Raw genomic sequence first — 25,188 nt, 5'->3', positions numbered from 1 at the left:
TTCGAGGGGGCTTCGAGGGGGTTCAGTCGTCCGCCGGTGCGTACCGGATGCCGTGGCACAGCGCCGGGAGGTCGCCGGAGGCGAGCCGGGGCAGCACGCCCGGCAGCTCCTCGAAGGCGGACTCGCCGGTGATCAGTGCGTCGAAGGCGGGATCGGCGAGCAGGTCCAGGGCGAGGGCGAGCCGGTCGGCGAAGGTACGGCGGGCGCGACGGGCCGGGGAGACCGCGCCCACCTGACTGCTGCGGACGACCAGCCGGCGGGAGTGGAAGGCCTCCCCCAAAGGCAGGCTGACCTGCCGGTCTCCGTACCAGCTCAGCTCGATGACGGTGCCTTCCGGGGCGAGCAGTTCGAGCGAGCGCGCCAGCCCCTCCTCGGTGGCGCTGGCGTGGACGACGAGGTCGCAGTCGCCCAGGGCGTGCTGCGGCAGCGCGAAGTCCACGCCCAGTGCCTTGGCGGTCGCCTCCCGCGCGGGGTCGGCGTCCACCAGCTGCACCCGGACCGCGGGGTAGCGGGCGAGGACCGCGGCGACACTGCAGCCCACCATGCCCGCGCCGATCACCGCGATCCGGTCACCGACCAGCGGCGCGGCGTCCCACAGGGCGTTCACCGCGGTCTCCACCGTGCCCGCGAGTACGGCACGCCGGGCGGGGACGGAGTCGGGTACCGGAGTGACGGCGCTCGCCGGGACGACATAGTGCGTCTGGTGCGGATAGAGGCAGAAGACCGTGCGGCCCACCAGCGCGGACGGCCCTTCCTCGACGACACCGACATTGAGATAGCCGTATTTGAGCGGTGCGGGAAAGTCGCCTTCCTGGAAGGGCGCCCGCATCACGGAATGCTGGCTCTCGGGGACACCGCCACGGAAGACCAGGGTCTCCGTTCCGCGGCTGACTCCGGACCAGAGTGTGCGCACCAGAACCTCATCGGCACGGGGTTCCGGCAGCGGTACCGTCCGGATTTCACCCTGACCTGGAGCGTTTAGCCAAAACGCACAAGCGACGCGCGGCATCGGAATCCTCCTGGACGCTCTGGCGATGATTCGTCGATGCTGGGGATCATGAGAACGCCGTCACCATACGCGGCACCTCTCGACTCCGCCACACATCCCGGGAGGCATGGTGGCCGTACAAGAGCGTTACGACACAAGGCCGTTCGGACCGGACATTACGGCGGGCATGGGAGTGCAGCTGCTCGTACTGGAAGCGCTCCGCCGGGTGGCCGGTCTGGGCACCACGGGGTGGCTGACGGGCTGCGCGTTCGCCGTGGCCACCTGGGTCGTGCTCACCCTCGCGCTGCGCCGGTCGTGGACCCCGTCGTTCGGCATGGCCAACCGCGTCACCCTGGCCCGCACGATCCTCGTCGGCGGGGTGACGGCGCTGGTCGCGGACTCCTTCGAGCGGCAGGCACCGGTCGTGGTGCTGGTCACGCTCGCCGCCGTGGCACTGGTCCTGGACGCGGTGGACGGTCAGGTGGCCCGGCGCACCGGCACGGTGACACCCCTGGGGGCGCGCTTCGACATGGAGGTCGACGCCTTCCTCATCCTGGTGCTCTGCGTCCATCTCGCGATGCCTCTGGGCGCCTGGGTGCTGGCCATCGGCCTCATGCGGTACGTCTTCGTCGCGGCGTCCTGGCTGTGGCCGTGGCTGCGCGGCGCGCTGCCGCACAGCATGGCCCGGAAGACCGTGGCGGCGCTGCAAGGGGTCGTGCTGGTCGTGGCCGGTGCCGGGGTTCTGCCGGTGGCCTCGGCGGCCACCGCGGTGAGCGGGGCGCTGGCGCTGCTGGTGTGGTCCTTCGGCCGTGATGTCGCCTGGCTCTGGCGGGTCAGGGGGCTCACGGGCGGCCCGGCCGTGGTGAGTGGCCCGGACCGGGCCGGCCCGCGCGCTATGTCCCGGCGTGCCGGCCCAGATAAATGACGAGCGCGAGGAAGACCAGCAGCAGATGGCTGACGACGAAGTAGAGGAACACCCGTCGCCACAGGCCGCGCCGGGGGGCCCGGTGGGTGAGCAGTACCGCGCCGGGCAGCCGCGCCAGCTGGGTCCCGGGGCGGACCGCGGTCGCCCGGGGCCGCCGGACACCGCAGCGCGCCGAGGGGTACGGGCGGACGGTGCTCTCCGGGCAGGCACGGCCGTGTCCGCGTGCCGTACGGATCGCCCCGCGACCAGGCGGGCGCCCCCGGCAGGGCCGTACGGCGCCCGGACCGGAGGACTTGGGTATGCAGGTGCGGGAGCGGACCGCCCGCCAGGGCGGCGGCCCCTTACGCCGGGGTGCGCCGGACATCCGCGATCACCCTGTTCCGGTGGGGCGCATGAGGACCGTTCCCGTCCGGCCGGCGTTCGTGCAGCGGAGCAGGCGGTTCACGAGACCACCCCCACACCGCCGGTCGCCGGCACGCCACCGGCCGCCGGCCGTGCGCGGGCGTCGGCCTGCCGAAGGTCGGCGAGCAGGGCATGCTGCCCGGTGAGCACCTCGGTCAGGGCCCGGCGGGCGGCCCGCAGCAGCTCCGTGACCTCGCCGCCGGCCAGCTCGTAGACGACGGCGGAACCGCTGCGGGTGGCCGTCACCAGACCCGAGCGGCGCAGGACCGCCAGCTGCTGGGAGAGCGCGGACGGCTCCACCCCGATCGCGGAGAGCAGACCGCTCACCGGCATCGGTCCGCTCTGGAGCAGTTCCAGCACCCGGATACGGACCGGATGGCCCAGCATCCGGAAGAAATCGGCCTTGGCCTGACAGACCGGGAACCACGCACCGTTCATGTCCGCGCCCCGCTCCCGGGACCGGCCGCGGCCCACACCGCACACACCCGTTCCCCTGCCGATTCGGCGAAACCGCCCACGCATGTCCTCCGCGTTCAGGCCGCACGGCCATCGCGTCATCTGTTGAATTGCGGAATTCTGCAACTGTAGACGACGGGGGCGGGCGACTTGAATGGGTGTGGCGGACAAACCGGTGCGGGGGCGGTACGGGACGCGGCCCGGTGCGCCTTCGTCCGCCCCCTCACCACCCGCACCTCCCCGCCCGGACGAACTCTGCGGCCTCCGCGCGCAGTTGCCGCACCGGCCGGGCGGGACCGTTCCAGGACGGTCGTCGGGACCGAGCCCGCACCGGCCGCGGTGCCGCTGCTCCCGACGCCCCGTCCCGATGCCCCGGCCGCCGGAATTCCGGTGGACAGCCCCACCCCCCAACCACATAGTGACGCCCATGACTTCACTGGTACGTCACACCACCATCGACTGCACCGACGCCCATCGCCTGGCGAGCTTCTGGGCGGAGGTGCTGGGCGGCTCACTGGCCGAGGACGATCTGCCGGGCGATCCGGAGGCCACGGTCACGGCCGCGAGCGGTGCGCTGCTGTTCGTCACGGTGCCCGACGCCAAGGCCGGCAAGAACCGGGTGCACCTGGATCTGCAGCCGCAGGACCGGGACCGGGACGACGAGGTCGAGCGGCTGCTGGCGCTCGGCGCGACGCTGGTGGCCGACCATCGGCGGGCGGACGGGGCCGGGTGGGTGACGCTGGCCGATATCGAGGGCAATGAGTTCTGTGTGGAGCGCAGCGCGGCGGAGCGGGCGGGCTGAGACCGCCTCAGTCCTGTGGGGGCCGGGCGGCCGCGAGGCGCTCCTGTGCCTCGGCGAGGTCCTCCTCGGTCGGGGCGTCGTCCTGGGTGAGCGTGCGTCGCCAGTACCCGCTGAAGTCGATCTGCCGTTTGCCGATACCGCGCTCCTCGACCAGATACCGCCGGAGCGCACGGACCGCGCCCGCCTCACCGGCCAGCCAGGCGAAGACAGCTCCCGGCGGGAAGGTGAGGGCGCGCACGGCCGCCGGCAGAGCATCCTGGCGCCCGTCCGCGTGCACCCACTGCACGGTGAGGTCCGCCCGGGTCGTGAAGTGCTGCTCCTCGGCCGCGCCGGCCACCTCGACGCAGGCCAGCGCGCGGGTGCCGGCCGGCAGCGCCTCGACGAGGGAGCCGATGGCCGGCAGCGCGGTCGCGTCGCCGGCCAGCAGCAGCCAGTCGGCCCGGTCGAGCGGCAGCGGCTTGGCGTACTGTGCCGCCGGTCCGTACCGGGCGAGGAGGTCACCCACGGCGGCGGAGGCCGCCCACCGGGTCGCCGGGCCGGCCGTCGCCGTCGTGCCGTGCAGCACGAAGTCGATGGTGATCCGGTGCCGGACGGGGTCGTAGGAGCGCACCGTATAGCTGCGCATCCACGGCCGTTCCTCCTCGGGGAGGGCGAGGAACGCCTGGTACCAGCGCATCCCATCGCCGTCGGCGGCTGCATCGGGCAGCCGGGGCGCGCGGTGGCCCGGCCTGGGGAAGAGCAGCTTGAGCTGCTGGTCGGGCCAGGTCGGGAAGTCGTCGAGGCCGTCACCGGCGAAGGTGACACGGACCATGCGCGGGGTGATCCGCCGGACGTCGGTGACCTGGATGAGCGCGACGGGCACGGCCGTCATCGGGTCCTCCATGGGGCAGCAGGGGCTGGGGGGCCGGTGGGTGGGCGCGGGTTGATCCGCGCCCACCCACCGGGCGGGCCCAAGGACGGGTACTTATGCGGTGGGTGTCTGGAGGTAGCTCCGCAGATGGCGTGCCGTCAGCGAATCGCCGGTGGCGACGAGATCGGCGGGGGTGCCGGTGAAGACCACCCGGCCGCCATCCTGGCCGGCGCCGGGGCCGAGGTCGACGATCCAGTCGGCGTGGGCCATCACGGCCTGGTGGTGCTCGATGACGATGACGGTGTTGCCGTCGTCGACCAGCCGGTCGAGCAGGCCCAGCAGCTGGTCCACATCGGCGAGGTGCAGTCCGGTGGTCGGCTCGTCGAGGACGTAGACGGCGCCCCGCTCCGCCATGTGGAGGGCGAGTTTGAGCCGCTGCCGTTCGCCGCCGGAGAGGGTGGTGAGCGGCTGGCCCAGACCGATATAGCCCAGGCCCACCTCCGCGAGGCGGTCGAGGACGGTGCGGGCCTGCCCGGTGGGGAAGAATTCCCGGGCCTCGGCCACCGACATGGCGAGGACCTCGCTGATGTTCTTGCCGCGCAGGGTGTAGGTGAGGACCTTGGGGGTGAACCTCTTGCCCTCGCACTCTTCGCAGACCGAGGCCACCCCCGCCATCATCGCGAGGTCGGTGTAGACCAGACCGATGCCCTTGCAGGTGGGACAGGCCCCTTCGGAGTTGGCGCTGAACAGGGCGGCCTTGACCCCGTTGGCCTTGGCGAACGCCGTACGGACCGGGCCGAGCAGCCCCGTGTAGGTGGCCGGGTTGGACCGCCGGGAGCCCCGGATCGGGGACTGGTCGGCGATGATCACGCCGTCCCGGCCGGGCAGTGACCCATGGATCAGGGAGCTCTTGCCCGACCCCGCGACACCGGTGACGACGGTGAGCACCCCGAGCGGGATACCGACGCTGACGTCCTTGAGGTTGTGGGCGTTCGCGCCGCTGATCGATATCTCTCCCAGGGGGCGCCGGACCTGCTCGCGCAGCGTGGCGCGGTGGTCGAGATGACGCCCGGTCAGGGTGCCGGAGGCGCGGAGGGCGGCGACATCACCGGTGAAACAGACCTCTCCCCCGGCGGATCCGGCTCCCGGGCCGAGATCGACCACATGGTCGGCGATCTCGATGGTCTCGGGCTTGTGCTCGACGACCAGGACCGTGTTGCCCTTGTCGCGCAGCCGCCGCAGCAGGTCGTTCATGCGCTGGATGTCATGCGGGTGCAGTCCGGTGGTCGGCTCGTCGAAGACATAGGTGACATCGGTCAGGCTGGAGCCGAGGTGACGGACCATCTTCACCCGCTGGGCCTCACCACCGGACAGCGTGGCGGACTCCCGGTCCAGGCTCAGATAGCCCAGGCCGATCTCGACGAGCGAGTCGAGGGTGTGGCAGAGGGTGGCGACCAGCGGGGCCACGGCGGGGTCGTCGATGCCCCGGACGAAGGTGACCAGGTCGCTGATCTGCAGGGCCGAGCATTCGGCGATATTGCGGCCGGCGATCCGGGAGCCGAGCGCGGCCGGATTGAGGCGGGCACCGCCGCAGGCACCGCAGGCGGTGAAGGTCACCGCCCGGTCGACGAAGGCCCGGATGTGCGGCTGCATGGCGGCGCGGTCCTTGGCGAGATAGGTGCGCTGCACCCGTACCAGCAGGCCTTCGTAGTTGATGTGGGAGGTGCCCACCTTGATCTTGGTAGCGGGCTTGTGCAGGAAGTCGTCCCACTGGGCGGGGGTGTAGTCCTTGAGCTTGACGTCCGGGTCGAAGAACCCGGAGTGGGCGAGGGTCTGCCAGTACCACGAGCCGACGGTGAAGCCGGGAGCGGTGATCGCGCCCTCGTTGAGGGAGAGTTCGGTGTCCAGCAGCTCGTCGGTATCGATCGCCGAGACCCGGCCGAGCCCCTCGCATTCCTGGCACATGCCCTCGGCGCTGTTGAAGCTGAAGGCGGTGGAGGTACCGGCGTGCGGGGTGCCGAGGCGGCTGAAGATGATCCGCAGCAGGGTGTGGGCGTCGGTCGCGGTGCCGACCGTGGAGCGGGAGTTGGCGCCCATCCGTTCCTGGTCCACGACGATCGCCGCGCTCAGATTGCGCAGTGCGTCGACATCGGGACGCCCCTGGCTCGGCATGAAGGACTGGATGAAGGCCGTATAGGTCTCGTTGATGAGCCGCTGCGACTCGGCGGCGATGGTGCCGAATACGAGGGAGGATTTCCCCGAGCCGGAGACGCCGGTGAAGACCGTGAGACGGCGTTTGGGTATGTCGAGCGAGATATCGGCGAGATTGTTCTCCCTGGCGCCGCGGACCTGGATCATGTCGTGACTGTCCGCGGCGGATGTTCCCCCGTTGCCCGGCCGCCGGCCGGTCTGCTGGTCCCCCATGTGTGCTGCCACCCCTCTGATATCTTTACACCGTAAAGAGTTCGCTCGGGGACGTTACTTTATGGCGTAAGGAGTCGCAAGTGGTGGTTTTCGCGGGCCAGGGCGACGCCCGTCGTTCGATGGCGCTGTTGTGGCGTGCGGAAGGTGCCGGCGGAGCGCGGACGCGACGGTGGCCGGGCCCCAAACCGGCGTTGAGCGTGGCGGCGATCGTCGACGCCGGGGTGGCGGTCGCCGACGCCGACGGCATGGCGGCGCTGTCCATGCGCGCGGTCGGCGAGCGCCTGGGGCGTACCGCGATGGCGCTCTACACCTACGTCCCCGGCAAGAGCGAGCTGGTGGACCTGATGTACGACCAGGTGCTGGCCGAGCTGCCCACCGACTACGACCTGACGCCGGGCTGGCGCGCCGCGGTGACCTCCTGGGCCGAGGACACCTGGGAGTTCTACCTCCGCCACCCCTGGGTGCTCCAGGTCTCCCAGGCGCGTCCGGTGCTCGGCCCCAACGAATACCGCGCGCTGGAGACACTGCTCCGCCTGCTGTACGCGACGGAGCTGAGCTCCGCGGTGCTGCGGCGGGTCGTCGGGGCGCTGTTCCACTTCATCCGCGGCGCCGCGCAGACCGTGGCGGAATCACGGCTGGCCGCGGCCTCGACGGGGGTCTCCGACGAGGAGTGGTGGCAGGCCCGTTCCGGCATGCTGACCGAGATGGTCCCCGACTTCGCGGAGCGCTTTCCGCTCCTGGTCCGGCTCGAGACCGAGGGCGCCGCTCCGGACCCGGGCGACTCGGTCCCCTATATGGAGCGCGAGGCGAGGAGCACCTTCGACATCGGGCTGGCCGTCATCCTGGACGGCATCGAGACGGCGATCCGTCAGGGCCGCTGACCGGTCCCCCGCAGGCGGCGGCCCGGCCTCCCCGCGGCCGTTGGGGTGATCAAGCGGGCTCACTGCCCCCGGGCCGGTGTCGTCTGCCGGGCTTGGCGCGTTGGTCTTCCGTGACCGTTTTCCGTGCCCGACCGTGGTTTCTGCCGACCAGCCTCGCGGCCTTCCTGACCGAGGTGTTGCCGGACGGGCCGGCTGACGACCCGTCGGGCGCCCGGCCCGACGCAGGACCCGACGCACCGTCGGGTACTCCGTCCGACGCCCCGTCCGATACCCGGTCAGCTGATTCCGGGCCGGCCGATTGCGAACCGCGCCCCGGCCCGTCCGGCGCCCCGGCCGAAGCCCCGGAAAGGCCCGCTGACCGGGCCTGATGGCGGGCTGGACGGCGGGCCGGGCAACGGAGCTGACGGCGTGTCGAAAGCTGGCGTCTGCACACACCGTGACGATCGGGTCACCACATGTGGCGAGCCGGAGTGATCACCCATAGCTTCGCCTCATGGTGCTACGACACGTGAAATACATGGGCTGCGTCGCCGCGATGATGATCGGCGGCCTGGGTGCGGCTTCACCTTGCGACGCTCCGGGACGCCATGTCGTCCACGCAGGGGAGTCGATCCAGCGCGCGGTGAACAAGGCAAGGCCGGGTGACACCATCTTCATCCGGCCCGGACGCTACAGAGAGAGCGTGCAGATCAACAAGTCCCGGCTGCACCTGGTCGGCGCGGGCCGGAAGACGGTGATCACTCCGTCGGGCAAACGGGCCACCAACGCCTGCGGGCAGGCCGGCCACGGCATCTGCGTCGTCGGGAAGAACAGACCGCTCCGGGACGTCAGCATTCGCTCGCTGACCGTCAGCGGCGCCAAGAAGACCGGGATCTGGGCCTCCGCGACCGACCGGCTCTCGGTGCACCACGTGACCGTGCGCAAGAGCGGCGTGTGGGGCATCGCGCAGGAGAAGTCCATCCGGGGAATCTTCCGGGACAACACCATCGTCGACAACGGCGACGCGGGCATCTTCCTCGCGAACAAGACCAAGGAAGAAGGCGGCGGCTCCGACACCCGGGGCGCCGTGATCAGCGACAACTACCTCGCAGGGAACCGGATCGGGGTCACAATCCGGCGGGTCAGAAACCTGACGGTCAGCTACAACACCATGACCAGGAACTGCGGTGGGGTGTTCGTCGTCGGCGACGAGTCCCGCCCGCAGGCCGGAGCGCTGACGGTACGGAACAACGACATCTACAAGAACAACAAGTTCTGCAAAGGGAACAGCCGGCTGCCGGACATCCAGGGCTCCGGCATCGTGCTCACCGGCGCCGAGCACGTCCTCGTACGGCGCAATGTGATCCGGGACCACCACGGCAAGTCCCGGCTCTCCGGCGGTGTCGTGCTGTTCCACAGCTTCGTGAAGGTGCTCAACCACCACAACGTCATCAGCCACAACATCGTGCTGCACAACAAGCCGGTGGACCTGGCCAACCGGGACCTCCCCGGCAAGGGGAACCGGTTCATCCACAACGTCTGCCGGACCTCGGAGCCGGCCGGGCTGTGCCGACGGCTGCACCGGGACGGGCTGAACCCGTCCGCCACGGGAGAATAGAGGCGCAATGACCACCGTAAGTCCCACTCCCCAGCCCGCCATGCAGCTCCGGGAGCTCATCTTCGGAGCCGCGTGTGCGGCGGCCGTACGGGCGGCGGCGCGCCTGGGCGTCGCCGATGCACTCGGCGACCGGCCCACCACCGCGGAGGAACTGGCCGCCGCGGTGCAGACCGAGCCGCGGCCGCTGGACCGGCTGCTGCGCGCGCTGTCCTGTTACGGGATCTTCGCCGAGACCGACGACGGGAAGTACGTCCACACGGAGATGTCCCGGCTGCTGCGGGAGGACACCCCCAACAGCCTGCGCTACATCTCCCTGTGGTGCACGGAGCCGTGGACCTGGGAGGCCTGGCCGCGGCTGGACGACGCGGTGCGCTCCGGGAGCAGTGTCTTCGACGACCTCTACGGCAAGGGGTTCTTCGACTACCTGCACCAGGACGCACGGGAGTCCGCCGAGGTCTTCGACCGGGCGATGACCACGTCCAGCAAGCAGTCGGCGCAGGACATCGCGGGGCTGCTCGATCTGAGCGGGGCGTCCTCGGTGGCGGACATCGGCGGTGGCCAGGGACATGTCCTCGCCAGCCTGCTGGAGAAGTACCCCACGCTCCAGGGCACCCTGCTCGATCTGCCCACGGTCGTGGCGAACCCGGACCCGCGGCTGCGGGACGGCGGCGCGCTGGCCCCGCGGGTACGGATCGTGCCCGGGGACTGCCGCGACGACATCCCGGTCCAGGCCGATGTCTACATCATCAAGAACATCCTGGAATGGGACGACGAGAGCACCCGCAGAACGCTGCGGAACGTGGTCAGGGCCGCCCGTCCCGGCGCCCGCGTCGTGATCATCGAGAACCTCGTCGATGACAGCCCCTCCATGAAGTTCACCACCGCCATGGATCTGCTGCTGCTGCTCAATGTCGGCGGCGCCAAGCACACCAAGGCGAGCCTGGTCAGCCGTATGGCCGAGGCCGGTCTGAAGGTCGGCGAGATCCTGGTCGTCAACCCGTATCTGCACGCCTTCGAATGCACTGTCCCCGAATGAGAAGGTCCGGGCACGGCAGGCCGCCCGGTGAGGAGAGTGCTCCTCACCGGGCGGCCTTGCCCCTGCCCGGGGATGCGCGGGAGCCGAGGGTTCTCCTCGGCTCCGCGTGCGCGTCAGCTGCTGCCGTCGCGCTGCCAGCTGTAGAACTGCTGGGCCATCGCGTCCTTGGGGCTTCGCCAGGTCTCCGGGTCGTAGGCGCTGACGTAGGCGGACAGCTTGTCGCTGACGGCGCGGAATTCGGGGTGTTCCGTCACCTTGGCGATCTCCGGGCCGGGCGGCCGGTCGGATTCGATGAGGTGCAGATACACGTCACCGAACTGGAAGAGGGTCCGTCGCGAGACACCGACCAGGTGGGGCAGTTCCGTACGGTCGGAGGCCTTGAAGACCTCGGCGATGTCCGGAGCCGAACCGGGTGCCATACGAGCGACGATCAGAGCGTGATGCATCAGGGGTCCCTTCGTTGCCGCCGGGAGGCGGTCCGCACGCGGCCTGGCGGGCCGTCAGCTGACGGTGGTGGACCGGAGCTCGCGGTCCCGCTGTTCGATCCGGTCCCGGATGAGCTCCATCTGGATCCGGGAGTTGCGGTTGATCATCTCGGTCATGCCCTTGTCGTCGACCGGGGCGTCGGGCTTCATCGCGAAGTCCTGGGTCCAGTGCATCGAGGTGCCGCCCGGGATCTCGGCGTACTTCCAGTGGATGTCCATGTGCGCGAACGGGCCGGTCTCGACGCGGCGGGCGCGCACCGAACGGTTCTGGCGGTCGACGACCCGCTCGGAGACCCAGCTCCAGACGGTGCCGTTGTCGTCCGGGTGCATCGTCAGCCGGAAGGTGGTCTTGTCGCCTTCCCTGGACAGCACCTCGACCGAGGCGTACTCGCTGAACAGCTGCGGCCAGTTCTCGATGTCGTTGGTGATGTCCCAGACGAGGTCGAGGGGCGCCGCGATGGTGATGTCGTTCTCGGTGTGGCCAGGCATGTCATGCTCCTGTCGTAGGCACGGTGTCGTTGGCGGTGTTGACGAGGGCGAGGAAGTCGCGCGGCGTCTTGCAGCGCTCCGCGTCGGTCGGCATCGGCCGGCCCTGCCGGTTCTCCAGCTCGCCCACGATCCCCAGGAGCCCGAGCGAGTCGAGGCCGAAGTCGGCGAACGTCGCGTCCTGCCGGTTCGTCAGCTCCTTGGGGTCGACGGTGAGGCCGGCCGCGGACTTCATCAGCGCGGCCAGCTCATTGAGCGTCAGTTGAGCGGTCATCTGAGGTTCTCCTTCTCATGAGGGGGACCCGGAGCCCTTCCGCAGCACCAGCGCCGCGTTCGAGCCCATCAGTCCCCGGCTCAGCACCAGCGCCGTCCGCAACTCGGCGGGGCGGGCCCGGCCGGTCACCACGTCAAGGTCATGGCAGACGTCGACGACGTTGGGGGTGGGCGGCACGACGCCGTACTCCATCGCGAGCACCGCGGCCGCGGTGTCCAGGACGGGGGCGCCGCAATACGCCCGGCCGGTGCCCGTCTTGGGAGCGGTCACCGGGACCTGCGAGGCGTGCCGGCCCAGGGCGTCCGCAAGCGCCAGCGCCTCGGCCCGGTCGGCCGCGGGGACGCCGAGCGCATCCGCGAACACCACATCGATCTCCTCCGGGGCGCACCGCGCATCCTCCAGCGCGCCATGGATCGCATGGGCGAGCCCGTCGCGGGACTCCTCCCACAGGGAGGCCCCGGTGAAGGTCGCGGCATGCCCGGCCAGCACGGCCCGGACACTCGCCCCGCGGCTCTCGGCCGCCACCTCCTCCTCGACGATCAGCATCGCGCCGCCCTCGGCGGGCACGAATCCGCAGGCGCCGCTGGTGAACGGGCGGTAGGCGCGGGCCGGATCGTCGAGCTTGCTCAGATCGTCGTAGCCGAGCTGGCAGACGACCGAGTAGGGGGCCAGCGGTGCCTCGGCGGCACCCACGACGACGGCGTCGGTGCCGCGCCGGATGGTGCGGCCGGCATGCGCCAGGGCATCCAGACCTCCCGCCTCGTCGCTGGCCACGACGCCGCACGGCCCCTTGAAGCCGCCACGGATGGAGATCTGTCCGGTGCTCGCCGCGTAGAACCAGGCGATGGACTGGTACGGGCCGACATGGCGGGAGCCCTGGCCCCAGAGCCGTTGCAGCTCCCGCTGGCCGAACTCGCCACCGCCCGATCCGGCGGCCGTGACGACCCCCACCGCGAAGGGTGAGTCGTTGTAGTCGGCACGGCCGAGACGGGCGTCGTCCAGCGCGAGGTTGGCCGCCGCCATGGCGAAGTGGGTGAACCGGTCGGTCTGGACGAGGTAGCGCTCCTCGATCAGATCCGCCGGATCAAAACCCCTTACCTCACCGGCGACCTTGAGGGGCAGATGCTCACACCCCTCACGGGTGACGTGGTCGAGGACGCTGATGCCCTCCACCGTCGCCTTCCAGAAGGTCTCGGTGCTCACCCCGTTGGGGGCGATGACGCCGATGCCGGTGACGACGGAACGACGTTCTTTCGGGGAGCTCATGATGCCCTCCCACCCTGTCGGGTCAGTACCACCGCTGACTGGAATCCACCGAAGCCGCTGCCGACCGAGAGCACCGAACGCAGCGGCAGCTCCCGGGCCGTCTTGGGCACGTAGTCGAGGTCGCACTCCGGGTCCGGAGTCTCGTAATTGGCCGTCGGCGGCACCACCTGGTGGGTGAGCGCAAGCACACAGGCCACGATCTCGATCGCGCCGATCGCCCCGAGCGAGTGGCCCACCATGGATTTGATGGAACTCATCGGCACCCGGTGGGCATGGGCACCCAACGACCGCTTGACCGCGGCCGTCTCGTGCCGGTCGTTCTGCTGGGTTCCCGAACCGTGCGCATTGACGTAGTCCACCTGGGTGGCGTCGATCCTGGCGTGGCCGAGTGCGCTGTTGATCGCCTCGGCCATCTCCAGGCCCTCCTGGGTGAGGCCGGTCATGTGGTACGCGTTACCGAAGGTGGCATAGCCACGTATCTCACAGTGGATGGTCGCTCCGCGGGCGCGGGCGTGTTCCAGCTCCTCCAGGACGAGCACGGCGCCGCCCTCACCCATCACGAATCCGTCGCGGTTGGCGTCGAACGGGCGGGAGGCGTGTGCGGGATCGTCGTTGTTCGCCGAGGTCGCCTTGATCGCGTCGAAGCAGGCCACGGTGATCGGGGAGATCGGCGAGTCCGAGGCGCCGGCGATACAGACATCGACCCGGCCCTCCTCGATGGTGTGGAAGGCGTAGCCGATGGCGTCGAGGCCGGAGGTGCAGCCCGTGGAGACGGTCTGCACCGGGCCGTGGGCGCCGATCTGTTCCGCCACCGCGGAGGCGAGCGAACTCGGGGAGAACGCCCGCTCCAGATGGCGGCCGGCCGGCCGGTGGTCCACATCCCACCGGGCACCGTGGCTGCTGACGGCGACATAGTCGTGTTCGAGACGCGTGGTGCCGCCGACCGCGGTGCCCAGGGACACCCCGATACGCCAGGGGTCCTCGGCCTCGGTGTCCAGACCGGCGCTGCGCAGCGCCTCGTTCGCGGCGACCATCGCGAACTGGATGTACCGGTCCGAGCGGGCCACCTGCTCCTCGCTCAGACCGTGGGCCGCGGGATCGAAGTCGCACTCGGCGGCGATACGTGAGCGGAAACCCTCGGGGTTGAAGAGGGTGATGCCACGGGTCGCCGTACGGCCGGAGGACAGCAGGTCCCAGAAGGCGGGCACACCCACGCCGCCCGGAGCGACGATGCCGACGCCGGTGACCGCCACGCGGCGGGTCATGACACCGGCTCCGTGCGTTCCGGTGGCGCGGCCGGTGTGCTCTCCTCCGAGCCCTCGGTGTCGACGTGTCCGAGCTCGGGGCGCGGTGCCAGCGGGCCGAGGTGGAAGACCATGCGGGCCTCTTCCTTCCCGACATTGCGGAAGCGGTGCCGCATGTACGGGGGGATCAGCAGACCCTGGTCCGGGCGCAGCGGGTGCGGTTCCCCGTCCAGGTCGACTTCGAGCGCGCCCTGCACGACGTACACGAACTCCTCGGAGTACGGGTGGTAGTGCTCGCCGATGCGCTCGCCGGGCTGCACGAGTGCCATGCCCATGAAGCCGCTCGTGGCGCCCACCGCGCTGGGTGTCAGCATGGCGCGCAGATCACCTCCGCGCCGGCGGTTGGGCTGGGTCTCGCTGAGGTCCACGATGCGTGGGCGGTGCGTGGTCATGGCTGTTCCTCCAGGGGCGTGGTGCCGGCGGTTGAATGGGGTGAGAGGCCGGGGGCGTCAGGCGCCCGGTGCCCGGCGGTCGGTGATGAGCGCCATGTCGGAGCGCTCCAGGAAGCGCGCGATCTCGCGGTCGTTCGACAGACCGCCGGCCACATCGGTGTCGATGAGGCGCCGCAGCACGGCCGTCTTGCGGGGGCCGCGTACACCGAGCGACAGCATGGGGTCACTGTCGACCGGGATGCGCAGATCGACCATCCGGACCACGACGTCGTCGCGCTGGAAGATGGTGCTGCCGGCGACGGGACAGGACGGGTCGTCGGCGGCCAGTTCGTCCTGGCGGGCCAGCATCCGGGCCAGCGCCATACCGCAGCCCTCCTTGGCCGGGTAGTACAGCGCATGCCGGCGGATGCCGTCGGGCTGCTGTCCGCCCGACGCGACGTGGTGCACCGCGGGCAGTGCGGCGCGGGTGAAGAACACCCGGGCGGAGTTCGGGTCGCTGAGGTCGCGGTCCTGCTCCAGATACGGGTTGATGGCTTCCTCGACGGCCCTGACCTCGGGCTGCTGGGAGATGTGCCGCAGCGCCGCGACGAGGTCGCCCTGCACCTCGACCGCGCGCACGACGCGGTTGCCGTGCATGAAGAGGGAGGTGCGGCGGAGCCTGGTGGTGTCGTCGACCCGGGCCTCCGGGGAGGTGTACCCGGCGAGGATCTCCGCGACCATCGATTCGCTGCCCGGCTTCACGGTGAAGGTCAGCGCGTGCCGGACCACCCCGTCGCCGACGCGGGGGTTGGCCTGCAGCCGTCCCTTGGGGGGCTCGGGCACGAGGCTGGCGATGTTCGAGGTCTCGCGCAGCACGCTGAAGCGCAGCGAGCGGGTGTCGCGGACACAGCCGTGCAGCGGCTGGACCATCTTGACGTGTTCCTCGCTGTTGACCCAGGCCAGGAACGGCGGTGCGCTCTCCCATTCGCTGGTGATGAGCCACTGCGAGGGGTTTTCGATGGACTGGCACAGCTGGTCGGTGATGTGCCCGGGGACGGACGCGACCTGGTTGCGCAGGTGCTCGTAGGCTTCCAGGAAGTCCTGCTGGGCTCCCTCGTGGAGATCCAGAAGCAGCACGACCCGAAGCCGCGAGCCGTCGAAGGCTGACTGGGATATTCGTTCCGACAGCGTTGTCATCGTCTACGCATCTCCTTCGGGGCCCGACGGCCCCAGTGGTGCGTCGTCAGTTCCGGTGCGATCCGGTGACTGAGCCGGATGGTGGGGGCGGCCTGCCCGGTGTCCGGGGGGGCGTCCCGGATTCGATCGTGGCCGGGACCCACGGGTGGCGCGAGATCTGTGAGCCATGCAGGTGAACCGTGATCGAACAGGCCCTCAGCCGGGCATTCGTGCTCCATCTGCCGTACACGCCCCTGGAGCTGGAGCACGCAATGAATCCCACCGCCGAAGACCGGGTTCCGGTACTCATCGTGGGCGGGTCCCTGGTCGGCCTGTCCGCGTCGCTGTTCCTGGGACGTCTGGGTGTCCGACATCTGCTGGTCGAGAAGCACTCGGACACCTCCCGCCACCCGCGCGGGCGGGGGAACAACGTCCGCACCATGGAGCTGTACCGCGTGGCCGGCGCGGAGCAGCGGATCCGCGAGGCCGCGTCGACGCTGGCCGACAACCACGGGATCCTGCAGGCCCGTTCACTCACCGGCGACGAGCAGGAGTGGCTGTTCAAGGAGATCGACCCGGGCGGCGGGCTGGCCCGGTTCAGCCCGTCCGCCTGGTGCCTGTGCAGCCAGAACGACCTGGAGCCGGTGCTGGTGCGCTGCGCCCGTGAGCTGGGCGGTGACCTGCGGTTCTCCACCGAGCTGAGCTCTTTCGAGCAGGACGCGCAGGGGGTGACCGCGGTCCTGAAGAACCGGGAGACCGGTGAGCGGAGCACCGTGCGCGCGGACTACCTGATCGCGGCCGACGGCCCGCGCAGCCCGGTACGGGAGCGGCTGGGCATCGGCCAGACGGGTCCCGGCGACCTGTTCCACAACGTGAGCATCACCTTCCGCGCGCCGGAGCTCGCCGACGCCGTGGGCGACCGCCGCTTCATCGCCTGCTACTTGACCAACCCCGAGGCCGACGGCGCCCTGCTGCCGGTGGACAACCAGGCCGAATGGGTCTTCCACGCCCCGTGGCACCCGGACCGGGGCGAGACCCTGGAGGACTTCACCGACGAGCGGTGCATCGACCACATCCGCCGGGCAACGGGCGTACCGGACATGGCAGTTGAGATCACCGGCAAGGCACCGTGGCACGCCGCGGAGCGGGTCGCCGAACGGTACGGGACCGGCCGGGTCTTCCTCGCCGGCGACTCGGCCCACGAGATGTCCCCCACCGGGGCGTTCGGCTCCAACACCGGCATCCAGGACGCCCACAACCTCGCCTGGAAGCTCGCCACCGTGCTGAACGGCTCGGCCGGCCCCGGACTGCTGGCCTCTTACGAGGCGGAGCGGCAGCCGGTGGCGCGGGAAACCAGTGCCCGTGCCTCGGCCCGCTCCGCCGAGCACAGCCACCCGGGGTACGCCCCGGCGCCCGGTGCGGGCGGCGGCCGGCAGCGCGGGGTGCTCACCGTGGCCCTGGGGTACTGCTATCCGCAGGGCGCGGTCGTCGGCGCCGACCCCGAGCTGCCGGTGGTGCCCGAGCAGATGCGGCTGACCGGCGAGCCGGGCACCCGCGCGCCGCACATGTGGCTGCGGGCCGCCGGCGAGCGCCGCTCGACCCTCGATCTGTACGAGAAGTCCTTCGTCCTGCTGACCGGCTCCGACGGCGAGATGTGGCGCACCGCGGCCAAGGGCGCCAACGAGGAGTTCTCCCTGGGGCTGCAGTGCTACATGATCGGCACCGGGCCGAACGACGACATGGCCCCCGAAGAGGACGTCGACTGGGCCGAGAAGCACGGGACGACGCCGGAGGGCGCGGTGCTGGTGCGCCCCGACGGCTTTGTCGCGTGGCGCGCCGAGGGGCGGGTGGCCGACCCCGAGGCGGCGCTCCGGGAGGTCCTCGCCTCGCTGCTGTGCCGGAGCTGACCTGCCTGGGCCCTGTTCGAACGGCAGGGGCCGGGCCACACGGCACTCAAGGCTACCGATGACGGAGGGGCCGGCGGGACATCCGCCGGCCCCTCCGGCGCGCGAACGTATCTTCTGCCCGTCACCACCGCAGGGGCATCTGGGGGCCGTCCCGGCCGCGTCCCGCAACTCGGGGGGCCGATTTCCGGTTGAGTCCGGGCATGGACGCCAAGAAGCCCGCCGCACACCCCTTTCAGCGCATCTCGCTCCCCCGCCAGCCGCCGCCGCTGCCGCCTCCCGCTCCGCAGGCGCGCCGCCCGGCCGAGGAGGAGACGCCGATCTTCGATCAGCTGCTCAAGGAGTGGCGCTCGGGGGAGCTGCGGCCGGTCGTCTCCTGGCCGGTGGACGATCCGGGGAAGATCCGCGCGGGCGGCGCTGTTGGGACGGACGAAGGACGTCCCTATCCGCGGAACCGCGACGAGGAGCATGACCGTGAGCCTGTACGACATTCCCCTGCGCACCCTGACCGGTGAGCCCGCTTCACTCGCCGACTACCGGGGCAAGGCCCTGCTGGTGGTGAATGTGGCGTCCAAGTGCGGGCTGACCCCGCAGTATTCGGGCCTGGAGCGGCTGCAGCAGCGCTACGGGGACCGTGGCTTCCGTGTGCTGGGCTTCCCCAGCAACCAGTTCGCGGGCCAGGAGCCGGGCACCGCCGAGGAGATCGCCACCTTCTGCTCCGCGACGTACGGCGTGAGTTTCCCGCTGTTCGAGAAGACCGAGGTCAACGGCGCGGACCGGCACCCGCTGTATGCGGCGCTGACGGACACCGAGGACGCCGAGGGGGCGGCCGGCGACGTCCAGTGGAACTTCGAGAAGTTCCTGATCGATGCCGAGGGCAAGGTCGCGGGCCGCTTCCGGCCGCGGACCGAGCCGGAGGCCGAGGAGCTGGTCACCGCCATCGAGGCGGTCCTGCCGGCCTGAGCCGGTGCCCGCGCCGCCGGTCCGCGGGGCGGGCGGGCGGCGTAGGCGGCGCGGGTCAGGCGGGCGGCGTACGGGGCGCGGGTCAGGCAACGGCGGTGCCGGCGCCGTCCGTGACCTCGGCCGGTCCGGCGGCGCCGGCGGCCGGTTCCTCGGCGCCGTCCTCGTCGGACACGACCTCGAAGGTGCCGTTCAGCCCGGTCATGCGCAACAGCCGCGCGACGCTTCCACCGCGGGTGACACCGGTCAGCCGCAGCCGGCCGCCCCGCTGCCGGGTCCGGTAGCGGGCGCGGCTGAGCAGCGACAGACCGGCGCAGTCGATGAACGTCACCGCGCGCACATCGAGCAGGAGATCGGCACCCTGGAGACCGGTGAGGTCGTCCAGCCGGTCGGACAGCACCGACACGGCGAGGATGTCCAGCTCACCGCGGAGTTCCAGCACGGTCGTGCCGCCCGCCGCGTGGCTGGGTCCCACAAGTCTCGGGTAGTACTGACCTTCATCCATCGGCCCGGCCCACTTTCGTGCCGAGGCGCGGGATATGGCCACGCGTCTGCGGCGGAGACGTTCGGTAGGTGTGGGGGGCGCCCGGCGCAATCCGGGCGGTTCGGCCCGTTTCCGGGTCGTGGGTGGTGCGGTGGTGTGTCGCCTGTGTTCCTGCGTTTCTGCAGCTGTCCGTAGTTGTCTACGGCTTACCCGCAGGCCGAGGCGTCCAAGTCCCAGCGGCCGGGACATCTGAAGGTTGTCTCAAAGTCGACCCTTGCGGGCGTGGCCGAGATAGGTAACCAAGGGTTTGCTCCCGGGGGCGAGCGCAAAGCCGACCATGGTTTCGAGCACGTCGTCGGTCACCCGGCCGGCGCGGTGCGCCCGTACACCCGCAATCAGACCGCGGACACTGCGCGGCTTGAAGTCGCAGATACCGCCGTCGGTGAGACCGTGGCGCGCCAGCAGCGCGGCGACTTCGGACGGTGTGCGCAGCCGGCTCGCGGCATACCGCCCGGCCGGCACGATCCGGGTCATCGGCAGGCGCTGGAACGCCACGAGGTAGACCAGCCGGGACACCGGGGTGCGGTTCACCGTGTCGTAGACGAGGACGCCGCCGGGCGCGAGGGCGCGGGCGGCCTGTTCGACCACCCGGTCGGGGTCGGCGGTGATTTCCAGGGTGTCCGCGAGATAGACGAGGCCGAAGGCGGCTTCGGGGACGGCCGGCCGTTCCGCGGGTGCGGTGCGGTGCTCGATGGTGAGGCCGTCGCGCTCCGCGGCCGCCCGTGCCAGCGCGCTCGCGGACTCCGACGGATCGACGGCGGTCACCTGGAAGCCGAGTCCGGCGAGGCCGCGCGCCAGCAGTCCGCGGCCGCTGCCCACGACCAGGGCGCGCCCGGACCGCGGCCGGCCGAGGCGTTCCAGGACGCCGGAGGTGTATGCCAGCCGTACGCCCTGGAAGGCGGCCGCCCGGATCTGCCGTCCGTCGACCGTGTCCGGGCCGGCGGAGTCCAGCGCGATCAGCGGAGCGCTGCCCATGGCGTTCTCCCCTCGGTCGTCGACCGCCCCGGCGCCCTTCCGGCCGGTGCATGACGCGTTCCCTGAGGGAACTTAGCAGCCTTAGTTCCCTCAGGGAACTTCGGTACGCTCACCCCATGACCCGCACCCCGCTGTCCGACGTGGCCTGCTCGATCGCCCGCGCCACTGACCTGTTCTGCGACGCCTGGACGGCGCTGATCATGCGTGACGTACTGACGGGGATCGGCCGGTTCGACGAGCTCGCCCACGACCTGGGCATCTCCCGCAAAGTCCTCACCGCCCGGCTGTCGCGGCTGGTCGAGGAGGGCGTCCTGGCCCGCGAGCGCTATCAGGAGCGCCCGCCGCGTGAGCATTACGTGGCGACCCGGAAGGGCCGGGAGCTCTACCCCGTCCTGCTGGCGCTGATGAACTGGGGCGACCGCTGGTACGCGGGCGAGGCCGGCCCCCCGGCCCGTATCCACCATCTGAGCTGCGACCGGGACACCACGATGGTGGCCGTGTGCGGGCACTGCGGTGAGCCGCTAACGACGGACAACACCTGCCAGCTGCCCGGCCCCGGCGGGCGGACCGGACCCGGCACCCAGGTGATCGGCCCCCTGATCGCCTCCCGTGCGCCTCGCCCGGACACCGCGTCCGAGCAGCTCGAATAACACACTTTCGGGCGAATTAGACTGTCCGGAACGCCGGAAAGTGTGAGGTGTGCCCTGAAGCCGTCGGACCCCGCGGGAGAACTCCCCGAACGGACCGCGCAGAGCCTGCGTGCGCTGGCCGGGGGGTCGGTCTCCCGGCTTCCGCAGCTCCTGGAAGCGATGGTGGCGGTCGGCTCCGACCACGATCTGCGCCGTGCGCTGGACCGTATCGCGGAGACCGCCGCCTCCCTCACGGGTGCGTGCCATGCCGCCGTCGGCATCCACGACGAGGACGGCGGGCCGGGCGATCTGATCGCCCACGGCGTCTCCCCCGAGGCCGAGCCGCCCGCCGGGGCCGAGCTGGAGGTGCCCATCCAGGTGCAGGGGGAGCTGTTCGGCACGCTGTATCTCGCGGGGAAGGGCGACGGCGAGGAGTTCGGCGAGGGGGATCTGCATCTGGTGCGGGTGCTGGCCACCGAGGCCGGGATCGCCCTGAGCAATGCCCGGATGCACTCCGCCGCCCGGCAGCGGAGACGCTGGATCGACGGCGCGGCATCCGTCACCACGGCTCTGCTGGCCGGGCCCGAGACCCGCTCCACGGCGACGAACGCCCTCACCGTCGTCGCGGAGCAGGGCCGGGAGCTGGCCGCGGCGGCGACCGGAGCGGTCCTGCTGCCGCACGCCGAGGGCGGTATGGAGGTGGTGGCGATCTCCACCGTGCTGCCGGAGGCCGTACGGACCGAGACCTTGCGGGGCCGGATCCCGCCGGAGAGCCCGGTGCTCCACCAACTGCACGCCGGACTCGCGGTCTTCTCCGACGACTTCGCCGCCGACCCCCGCTCGGTCTCCCCGCTGTCGCGCCACTACGGCCCGACGATGCTGCTGCCGCTGCGCAGCCACGGGCGGGTGCTGGGCGCTCTCGCGCTGTGCCGGATGTCCGGCGACCGCCGCTTCAGCCACCCCGAACGGACGTTGGCGACCCAGTTCGCCGCCCAGGCCGCGGTGGCGCTGGTCCTCGTCGACCGGCACCGGGACCGCGAGCGGCTCGCCGTCTTCGAGGACCGCGACCGTATCGCCCGCGATCTGCACGATCTGGTTATCCAGCGGCTGTTCGCCACCGGGATGCTGCTGGAGACCGCGCGGCGCAAGGCCGTGCTGCCGGAGGTGCGGGAGGGGCTCGGCGGGGCGATCGACGAGCTGGACGCGACGATCCAGGAGATCAGGACGGCGATCATCGCGCTCCAGCAGGGGCCGTCGGAGGCACCGCCCGGTCTCCGTACCCGGGTGCTGCGGGCGGCCGGCGCGGCCACCGCGGCGCTCGGCGGCCGCCCGTCGGTGCAGTTCGTCGGCCCGGTCGACGCGCGGGTCGACGACCGGGGCGGCCGGGAGCTGATGGCCGCGCTCGGCGAGGCGCTGGCGGCGCTGGAGGCCTCGGCGCCTCCGCAGCCGGCCCGTGTGTCGGTCGTCGTGGATGCCACCGCCACGCTGCCCGACGGACGGGCGGGCGTACGGCTGACGGTGAGCCGCCCGGACGGCTCACACCCGCCGCTGACCTGGGAGCGCCCCCTCAAAGGCGGGTCCGGCTCCTGATCCGCCGGACGGCACGGCCCGTTCGGCGGGACGGTCGTGGGCGCGGCGCGGCGTGCAGGTCTTCGCGGTGCCTGTGCGCCCGGCGCAGGATGACACCGTGGTGCCCCGTGGAGGCCCTGACGGGTGACCGCATCGGAATCGCTTGACCTCAACATTGGTTGAGGTCCTAGGTTCCTCTTAAGTCGCCGGTCACTCACGGCGATCCCGTGACGCGACCCCGGCACCTGGAGGCCACGATGGACATGGAAGTCACCGCCTGGCATGCACTGCACAGTTCGATGACCGCGCAGCAGGGCAGACGCCGCTTCTCCCGCGGCACCCTGCGCCGCATCACCGCGTTCGCCCGCCCGCACCGCCGGCATCTGGTGTGGTTCCTCGTCCTGAGCACGGTGACCGCGATGCTCGCGGTGGCCACCCCGCTGCTCGCGGGCCGGGTGGTGGACGCCATCGTGGGCGGCGACTCACCGTCCATCGTCGTCGGCCTGTCCGTGCTGATCGCCGTCATCGCGGTCGCGGAGGCCGGCCTGGGACTGCTGACCCGCTGGCTGTCGGCGAGCATCGGCGAGGGCCTGATCCTGGATCTGCGCACGACGGTGTACGACCACGTCCAGAGGATGCCGATCGCGTTCTTCACCCGCACCCGCACCGGAGCGCTGGTCAGCCGTCTGAACAACGATGTGATCGGTGCGCAGCGGGCGTTCAGCGACACCCTGTCCGGGGTCGTCAGCAATATCGTGACGCTGCTGCTGACCCTCGGGGTGATGCTCACCCTGTCCTGGCAGATCACCCTGATCGCGCTGGTGCTGCTGCCGGTGTTCGTGCTGCCCGCCCGCAGGGTCGGCCGGCGGCTGGCGGATCTGCGCCGGGAGGGCGCCGACCACAACGCGGAGATGGGCACGCAGATGACGGAGCGGTTCTCCGCGCCGGGTGCCACCCTCGTCAAGCTGATGGGCCGTCCGGCCCGCGAGTCCGCCGAGTTCGCCACCCGGGCCCGCCGGGTGCGTGACATCGGGGTCCGGTCGGCCATGGTCCAGACGTACTTCGTCACCGCGCTCACCCTGGTCTCCGCCCTGGCGCTGGCCGTCGTCTACGGCCTGGGCGGCTTCCTCGCGCTGCGCGGACAGCTGGAGGCCGGCGCGATCGTCTCGCTCGCCCTGCTGCTCACCCGGCTCTACGCCCCGCTGACCGCGCTGTCCGGCGCCCATATCGAGGTGATGAGCGCGCTGGTCAGCTTTGAGCGGGTCTTCGAGGTGCTCGACCTCAAGCCGCTGATCACCGAGAAGCCGGACGCCCGTACGGTCCCCGAGGGCCCGGTGTCCGTGGAGTTCGACTCCGTACGCTTCGGCTATCCGTCCGCCGACAAGGTCTCGCTGGCCTCCCTGGAGGAGGTCGCCACCCTCGACACCCGCGGCGGCGAAGAGGTCCTGCACGGCATCTCCTTCCGCGCCGAACCCGGCCAGATGGTCGCCCTGGTCGGCTCCTCGGGCGCCGGGAAGTCGACCGTGGCCCAGCTGCTGCCGCGGCTGTACGACACCGACGCGGGGGCCGTCCGGCTGTCCGGGGTGGACGTCCGCGATCTGACCGCCGCCTCACTGCGCGACGTCCTGGGGATGGTCACCCAGGACGGGCACCTCTTCCATGACTCGATCCGGGAAAACCTGCTGCTGGCCAAGCCGGAGGCGACCGAGGCGGAGCTGTGGGACGCGCTGCGCCGGTCCCGTCTGGAGGATCTGATCGCCGGACTCCCCGACGGGCTGGACACCGTCGTCGGCGAGCGCGGTTACCGCCTCTCGGGCGGGGAACGCCAGCGGCTGACGATCGCCCGGCTGCTGCTCGCCCACCCCCGGGTGGTGATCCTGGACGAGGCCACCGCCCACCTGGACAACACCTCCGAGGCGGCGGTGCAGGAGGCGCTCACCGAGGCGCTGGACGGCCGTACCGCACTGGTCATCGCCCACCGGCTGTCGACCGTACGGGCCGCGGACCAGATCCTGGTGGTCGAGGGCGGGCGGATCGTCGAGCGCGGGACGCACGAGACGCTGCTGGCGGCCGAGGGGCGGTACGCGGAGCTGTACCGGACCCAGTTCACCGACTCGGAGGACCGGCCGGCCGCCGCGGTGGAAACCGGGCGTCCGGATTCCGGCCCGGATCTCCTGCCGGAATCGGCGCTGGTGAACTGACGCCGCGCCGGTGAGCCCCCGCCTCTTGGCGGGGGCCTCGGTATGCCGAAAACTGAGGCGATGACGCAGCGCGCGGAACACTCCACGCTCATGGACCGCCTCGCCCTCGACGATCTGGTCACCGGGTACGCCATCGCCCTGGACGACGGCGACTGGCCCGGCTTTCTGTCCCTGTTCACCCCGGACGGCCGGGCCGACTACCGCTCGGCGGGCGGCATCGAGGGCGGCGCCGAGGAGATGGCGGCCTGGCTCGCCGAGATGCTGCGGCACTTCGCGATACGGCAGCATCTGATCGTCAACCGCCGTATCACCCTCGCCCGGCGGGACGGCGCCCCAGGCGACACGGCCACGGTCCAGGCCGACTACCTCAACCCGATGCGGCTCGCCGGCCCCGCGTCGGACACCGGGGACGGGCCGACCGCCCCCAATTACACCTGCGCCGGACGCTATGAATTCACCGCCCGCCGCACCACCGACGGCTGGCGGCTGACCGGGGTCGTCGTCCACGAGAAGTGGCGCCAGGTACGGCCGGTGGACGACTGACCGGCCCCGCCGTCCGCCGCGGCCCGACATCGGCTGTGACGTCCCGCTATCGGCTGTTGCGGCGACCCCCCTTTCCTTGATCGGCACACCCGCGCACACTGGCCGTCCGACCGGCGAAAACCGGCACCAGGGAGCCCGGC

Annotated in this window: 26 protein-coding genes; 12 read left to right on the top strand and 14 right to left on the bottom strand. The window is 71.2% G+C overall.

Going from position 1 to position 25,188, the window contains the following annotated elements; translation table 11 throughout:
* Positions 1 to 22: 22 nt before the first annotated feature.
* Positions 23 to 1,009, bottom strand: coding sequence for a zinc-dependent alcohol dehydrogenase (locus STRNI_RS36295; RefSeq protein WP_277412753.1), 987 nt, complete (start codon positions 1,007 to 1,009; stop codon positions 23 to 25).
* A gap of 166 nt (positions 1,010 to 1,175) precedes the next feature.
* Between STRNI_RS36295 and STRNI_RS36290 the strand changes: the two genes are divergently transcribed.
* Entirely contained in the window at positions 1,176 to 1,913 is a 738-nt protein-coding gene (locus tag STRNI_RS36290; RefSeq protein ID WP_277412752.1) for a CDP-alcohol phosphatidyltransferase family protein, read from the top strand.
* Here STRNI_RS36290 and STRNI_RS36285 read toward each other — a convergent pair.
* The gene (locus tag STRNI_RS36285; protein WP_277412751.1) at positions 1,882 to 2,277 is read right to left on the bottom strand and encodes a DUF6126 family protein; all 396 of its coding nucleotides are present in this window, start codon (positions 2,275 to 2,277) and stop codon (positions 1,882 to 1,884) included. The genes STRNI_RS36290 and STRNI_RS36285 overlap by 32 nt on opposite strands.
* A gap of 77 nt (positions 2,278 to 2,354) precedes the next feature.
* Complete coding sequence (locus tag STRNI_RS36280) at positions 2,355 to 2,753, bottom strand: ArsR/SmtB family transcription factor (protein WP_277412750.1); 399 nt, start codon at positions 2,751 to 2,753, stop codon at positions 2,355 to 2,357.
* A 445-nt stretch (positions 2,754 to 3,198) separates the two neighbouring features.
* Between STRNI_RS36280 and STRNI_RS36275 the strand changes: the two genes are divergently transcribed.
* The gene (locus tag STRNI_RS36275) at positions 3,199 to 3,573 is read left to right on the top strand and encodes a VOC family protein (RefSeq protein ID WP_274733700.1); all 375 of its coding nucleotides are present in this window, start codon (positions 3,199 to 3,201) and stop codon (positions 3,571 to 3,573) included.
* Between the two features lie 7 nt (positions 3,574 to 3,580).
* Here STRNI_RS36275 and STRNI_RS36270 read toward each other — a convergent pair whose 3' ends face one another.
* On the bottom strand, positions 3,581 to 4,444 hold the full coding sequence (locus STRNI_RS36270; RefSeq protein ID WP_277412749.1) for a siderophore-interacting protein: 864 nt from the start codon (positions 4,442 to 4,444) through the stop codon (positions 3,581 to 3,583).
* 93 nt (positions 4,445 to 4,537) lie between these two features.
* Positions 4,538 to 6,847 (bottom strand): excinuclease ABC subunit UvrA, encoded by a 2,310-nt coding sequence (locus STRNI_RS36265; protein WP_277412748.1) that lies wholly within the window; start codon positions 6,845 to 6,847, stop codon positions 4,538 to 4,540.
* 80 nt (positions 6,848 to 6,927) lie between these two features.
* Between STRNI_RS36265 and STRNI_RS36260 the strand changes: the two genes are divergently transcribed.
* From STRNI_RS36260 to STRNI_RS36250, 3 genes are all read left to right on the top strand, one after another.
* The gene (locus STRNI_RS36260; RefSeq protein ID WP_093640019.1) at positions 6,928 to 7,728 is read left to right on the top strand and encodes a TetR/AcrR family transcriptional regulator; all 801 of its coding nucleotides are present in this window, start codon (positions 6,928 to 6,930) and stop codon (positions 7,726 to 7,728) included.
* A gap of 493 nt (positions 7,729 to 8,221) precedes the next feature.
* Positions 8,222 to 9,325 (top strand): right-handed parallel beta-helix repeat-containing protein, encoded by a 1,104-nt coding sequence (locus tag STRNI_RS36255; RefSeq protein WP_051104209.1) that lies wholly within the window; start codon positions 8,222 to 8,224, stop codon positions 9,323 to 9,325.
* A gap of 7 nt (positions 9,326 to 9,332) precedes the next feature.
* The gene (locus tag STRNI_RS36250) at positions 9,333 to 10,361 is read left to right on the top strand and encodes a methyltransferase (protein ID WP_026169977.1); all 1,029 of its coding nucleotides are present in this window, start codon (positions 9,333 to 9,335) and stop codon (positions 10,359 to 10,361) included.
* A 113-nt stretch (positions 10,362 to 10,474) separates the two neighbouring features.
* On the opposite strand, the gene STRNI_RS36245 is transcribed toward STRNI_RS36250, so the two are convergent.
* From STRNI_RS36245 to STRNI_RS36215, 7 genes are read right to left on the bottom strand one after another with little or no spacing between them, the layout of a single operon-like run.
* Positions 10,475 to 10,807 carry a TcmI family type II polyketide cyclase gene (locus STRNI_RS36245; RefSeq protein ID WP_018091674.1) on the bottom strand — a complete coding sequence of 111 codons (333 nt, stop codon included), beginning with the start codon at positions 10,805 to 10,807 and terminating at the stop codon, positions 10,475 to 10,477.
* A gap of 54 nt (positions 10,808 to 10,861) precedes the next feature.
* Positions 10,862 to 11,335, bottom strand: coding sequence for an SRPBCC family protein (locus STRNI_RS36240; RefSeq protein ID WP_018091673.1), 474 nt, complete (start codon positions 11,333 to 11,335; stop codon positions 10,862 to 10,864).
* Position 11,336: 1 nt separating this feature from the next.
* Positions 11,337 to 11,606: an acyl carrier protein gene (locus STRNI_RS36235; protein WP_018091672.1), complete on the bottom strand. Its 270-nt coding sequence runs from the start codon at positions 11,604 to 11,606 to the stop codon at positions 11,337 to 11,339.
* A 15-nt stretch (positions 11,607 to 11,621) separates the two neighbouring features.
* Positions 11,622 to 12,872: a ketosynthase chain-length factor gene (locus STRNI_RS36230; protein WP_159490936.1), complete on the bottom strand. Its 1,251-nt coding sequence runs from the start codon at positions 12,870 to 12,872 to the stop codon at positions 11,622 to 11,624.
* Positions 12,869 to 14,137, bottom strand: a complete 1,269-nt coding sequence (locus STRNI_RS36225) for a beta-ketoacyl-[acyl-carrier-protein] synthase family protein (RefSeq protein WP_109887868.1) — start codon at positions 14,135 to 14,137, stop codon at positions 12,869 to 12,871. Before STRNI_RS36225 ends, STRNI_RS36230 begins: the two co-directional genes overlap by 4 nt.
* Positions 14,134 to 14,568, bottom strand: a complete 435-nt coding sequence (locus tag STRNI_RS36220) for a cupin domain-containing protein (protein WP_018091669.1) — start codon at positions 14,566 to 14,568, stop codon at positions 14,134 to 14,136. Before STRNI_RS36220 ends, STRNI_RS36225 begins: the two co-directional genes overlap by 4 nt.
* A gap of 57 nt (positions 14,569 to 14,625) precedes the next feature.
* Positions 14,626 to 15,744, bottom strand: a complete 1,119-nt coding sequence (locus tag STRNI_RS36215; protein WP_018091668.1) for a SchA/CurD-like domain-containing protein — start codon at positions 15,742 to 15,744, stop codon at positions 14,626 to 14,628.
* Between the two features lie 251 nt (positions 15,745 to 15,995).
* On the opposite strand from STRNI_RS36215, the gene STRNI_RS36210 reads away from it, so the two are divergent.
* The 3 genes from STRNI_RS36210 to STRNI_RS36200 all read left to right on the top strand — a co-directional run bounded on the left by STRNI_RS36210 (position 15,996) and on the right by STRNI_RS36200 (position 18,590).
* Complete coding sequence (locus tag STRNI_RS36210) at positions 15,996 to 17,630, top strand: FAD-dependent oxidoreductase (RefSeq protein WP_277413369.1); 1,635 nt, start codon at positions 15,996 to 15,998, stop codon at positions 17,628 to 17,630.
* Positions 17,631 to 17,830: 200 nt separating this feature from the next.
* Positions 17,831 to 18,142, top strand: a complete 312-nt coding sequence (locus STRNI_RS36205; RefSeq protein WP_018091666.1) for a hypothetical protein — start codon at positions 17,831 to 17,833, stop codon at positions 18,140 to 18,142.
* A complete protein-coding gene (locus tag STRNI_RS36200) occupies positions 18,102 to 18,590 on the top strand; it encodes a glutathione peroxidase (protein WP_208686741.1) in 489 nt (162 codons plus the stop codon). Before STRNI_RS36205 ends, STRNI_RS36200 begins: the two co-directional genes overlap by 41 nt.
* Before the next feature lie 82 nt (positions 18,591 to 18,672).
* Here the strand turns inward: STRNI_RS36200 and STRNI_RS36195 are convergent, their stop codons facing one another.
* Together STRNI_RS36195 and STRNI_RS36190 are read right to left on the bottom strand one after the other, a co-directional pair.
* The gene (locus STRNI_RS36195; RefSeq protein WP_159490934.1) at positions 18,673 to 19,062 is read right to left on the bottom strand and encodes an STAS domain-containing protein; all 390 of its coding nucleotides are present in this window, start codon (positions 19,060 to 19,062) and stop codon (positions 18,673 to 18,675) included.
* Between the two features lie 270 nt (positions 19,063 to 19,332).
* Positions 19,333 to 20,106 (bottom strand): methyltransferase domain-containing protein, encoded by a 774-nt coding sequence (locus STRNI_RS36190; RefSeq protein ID WP_277412747.1) that lies wholly within the window; start codon positions 20,104 to 20,106, stop codon positions 19,333 to 19,335.
* A 116-nt stretch (positions 20,107 to 20,222) separates the two neighbouring features.
* On the opposite strand from STRNI_RS36190, the gene STRNI_RS36185 reads away from it, so the two are divergent.
* The 4 genes from STRNI_RS36185 to STRNI_RS36170 all read left to right on the top strand — a co-directional run bounded on the left by STRNI_RS36185 (position 20,223) and on the right by STRNI_RS36170 (position 25,048).
* Positions 20,223 to 20,756, top strand: a complete 534-nt coding sequence (locus tag STRNI_RS36185; RefSeq protein WP_266441938.1) for a winged helix-turn-helix transcriptional regulator — start codon at positions 20,223 to 20,225, stop codon at positions 20,754 to 20,756.
* Positions 20,757 to 20,798: 42 nt separating this feature from the next.
* A complete protein-coding gene (locus STRNI_RS36180) occupies positions 20,799 to 22,325 on the top strand; it encodes a sensor histidine kinase (RefSeq protein ID WP_277412746.1) in 1,527 nt (508 codons plus the stop codon).
* Between the two features lie 236 nt (positions 22,326 to 22,561).
* Positions 22,562 to 24,505 carry an ABC transporter ATP-binding protein gene (locus tag STRNI_RS36175; RefSeq protein WP_266441931.1) on the top strand — a complete coding sequence of 648 codons (1,944 nt, stop codon included), beginning with the start codon at positions 22,562 to 22,564 and terminating at the stop codon, positions 24,503 to 24,505.
* Positions 24,506 to 24,565: 60 nt separating this feature from the next.
* A complete protein-coding gene (locus STRNI_RS36170) occupies positions 24,566 to 25,048 on the top strand; it encodes a nuclear transport factor 2 family protein (protein ID WP_093639987.1) in 483 nt (160 codons plus the stop codon).
* The last annotated feature ends 140 nt before the right edge of the window (positions 25,049 to 25,188 follow it).

It is taken from the genome of Streptomyces nigrescens (genome assembly GCF_027626975.1).
GTDB classification, from domain to species: Bacteria; Actinomycetota; Actinomycetes; order Streptomycetales; family Streptomycetaceae; genus Streptomyces; species Streptomyces nigrescens.
Note: the sequence above shows the minus strand (reverse complement) of the source record. Positions and strands in the feature narration are given on the sequence as shown.

Coding starts and splice junctions, on each gene's coding strand:
- STRNI_RS36220 (WP_018091669.1), bottom strand. CDS start 14,568: ATGACCACGCACCGCCCACGCATCGTGGACCTCAGCGAGACCCAGCCC.
- STRNI_RS36280 (WP_277412750.1), bottom strand. CDS start 2,753: ATGAACGGTGCGTGGTTCCCGGTCTGTCAGGCCAAGGCCGATTTCTTC.
- STRNI_RS36225 (WP_109887868.1), bottom strand. CDS start 14,137: ATGACCCGCCGCGTGGCGGTCACCGGCGTCGGCATCGTCGCTCCGGGC.
- STRNI_RS36240 (WP_018091673.1), bottom strand. CDS start 11,335: ATGCCTGGCCACACCGAGAACGACATCACCATCGCGGCGCCCCTCGAC.
- STRNI_RS36285 (WP_277412751.1), bottom strand. CDS start 2,277: ATGTCCGGCGCACCCCGGCGTAAGGGGCCGCCGCCCTGGCGGGCGGTC.
- STRNI_RS36270 (WP_277412749.1), bottom strand. CDS start 4,444: ATGACGGCCGTGCCCGTCGCGCTCATCCAGGTCACCGACGTCCGGCGG.
- STRNI_RS36235 (WP_018091672.1), bottom strand. CDS start 11,606: ATGACCGCTCAACTGACGCTCAATGAGCTGGCCGCGCTGATGAAGTCC.
- STRNI_RS36175 (WP_266441931.1), top strand. CDS start 22,562: ATGGACATGGAAGTCACCGCCTGGCATGCACTGCACAGTTCGATGACC.
- STRNI_RS36205 (WP_018091666.1), top strand. CDS start 17,831: ATGGACGCCAAGAAGCCCGCCGCACACCCCTTTCAGCGCATCTCGCTC.
- STRNI_RS36170 (WP_093639987.1), top strand. CDS start 24,566: ATGACGCAGCGCGCGGAACACTCCACGCTCATGGACCGCCTCGCCCTC.
- STRNI_RS36275 (WP_274733700.1), top strand. CDS start 3,199: ATGACTTCACTGGTACGTCACACCACCATCGACTGCACCGACGCCCAT.
- STRNI_RS36290 (WP_277412752.1), top strand. CDS start 1,176: ATGGGAGTGCAGCTGCTCGTACTGGAAGCGCTCCGCCGGGTGGCCGGT.
- STRNI_RS36215 (WP_018091668.1), bottom strand. CDS start 15,744: ATGACAACGCTGTCGGAACGAATATCCCAGTCAGCCTTCGACGGCTCG.
- STRNI_RS36250 (WP_026169977.1), top strand. CDS start 9,333: ATGACCACCGTAAGTCCCACTCCCCAGCCCGCCATGCAGCTCCGGGAG.
- STRNI_RS36255 (WP_051104209.1), top strand. CDS start 8,222: ATGGTGCTACGACACGTGAAATACATGGGCTGCGTCGCCGCGATGATG.
- STRNI_RS36265 (WP_277412748.1), bottom strand. CDS start 6,847: ATGGGGGACCAGCAGACCGGCCGGCGGCCGGGCAACGGGGGAACATCC.
- STRNI_RS36295 (WP_277412753.1), bottom strand. CDS start 1,009: ATGCCGCGCGTCGCTTGTGCGTTTTGGCTAAACGCTCCAGGTCAGGGT.
- STRNI_RS36190 (WP_277412747.1), bottom strand. CDS start 20,106: ATGGGCAGCGCTCCGCTGATCGCGCTGGACTCCGCCGGCCCGGACACG.
- STRNI_RS36210 (WP_277413369.1), top strand. CDS start 15,996: ATGAATCCCACCGCCGAAGACCGGGTTCCGGTACTCATCGTGGGCGGG.
- STRNI_RS36245 (WP_018091674.1), bottom strand. CDS start 10,807: ATGCATCACGCTCTGATCGTCGCTCGTATGGCACCCGGTTCGGCTCCG.
- STRNI_RS36185 (WP_266441938.1), top strand. CDS start 20,223: ATGACCCGCACCCCGCTGTCCGACGTGGCCTGCTCGATCGCCCGCGCC.
- STRNI_RS36230 (WP_159490936.1), bottom strand. CDS start 12,872: ATGAGCTCCCCGAAAGAACGTCGTTCCGTCGTCACCGGCATCGGCGTC.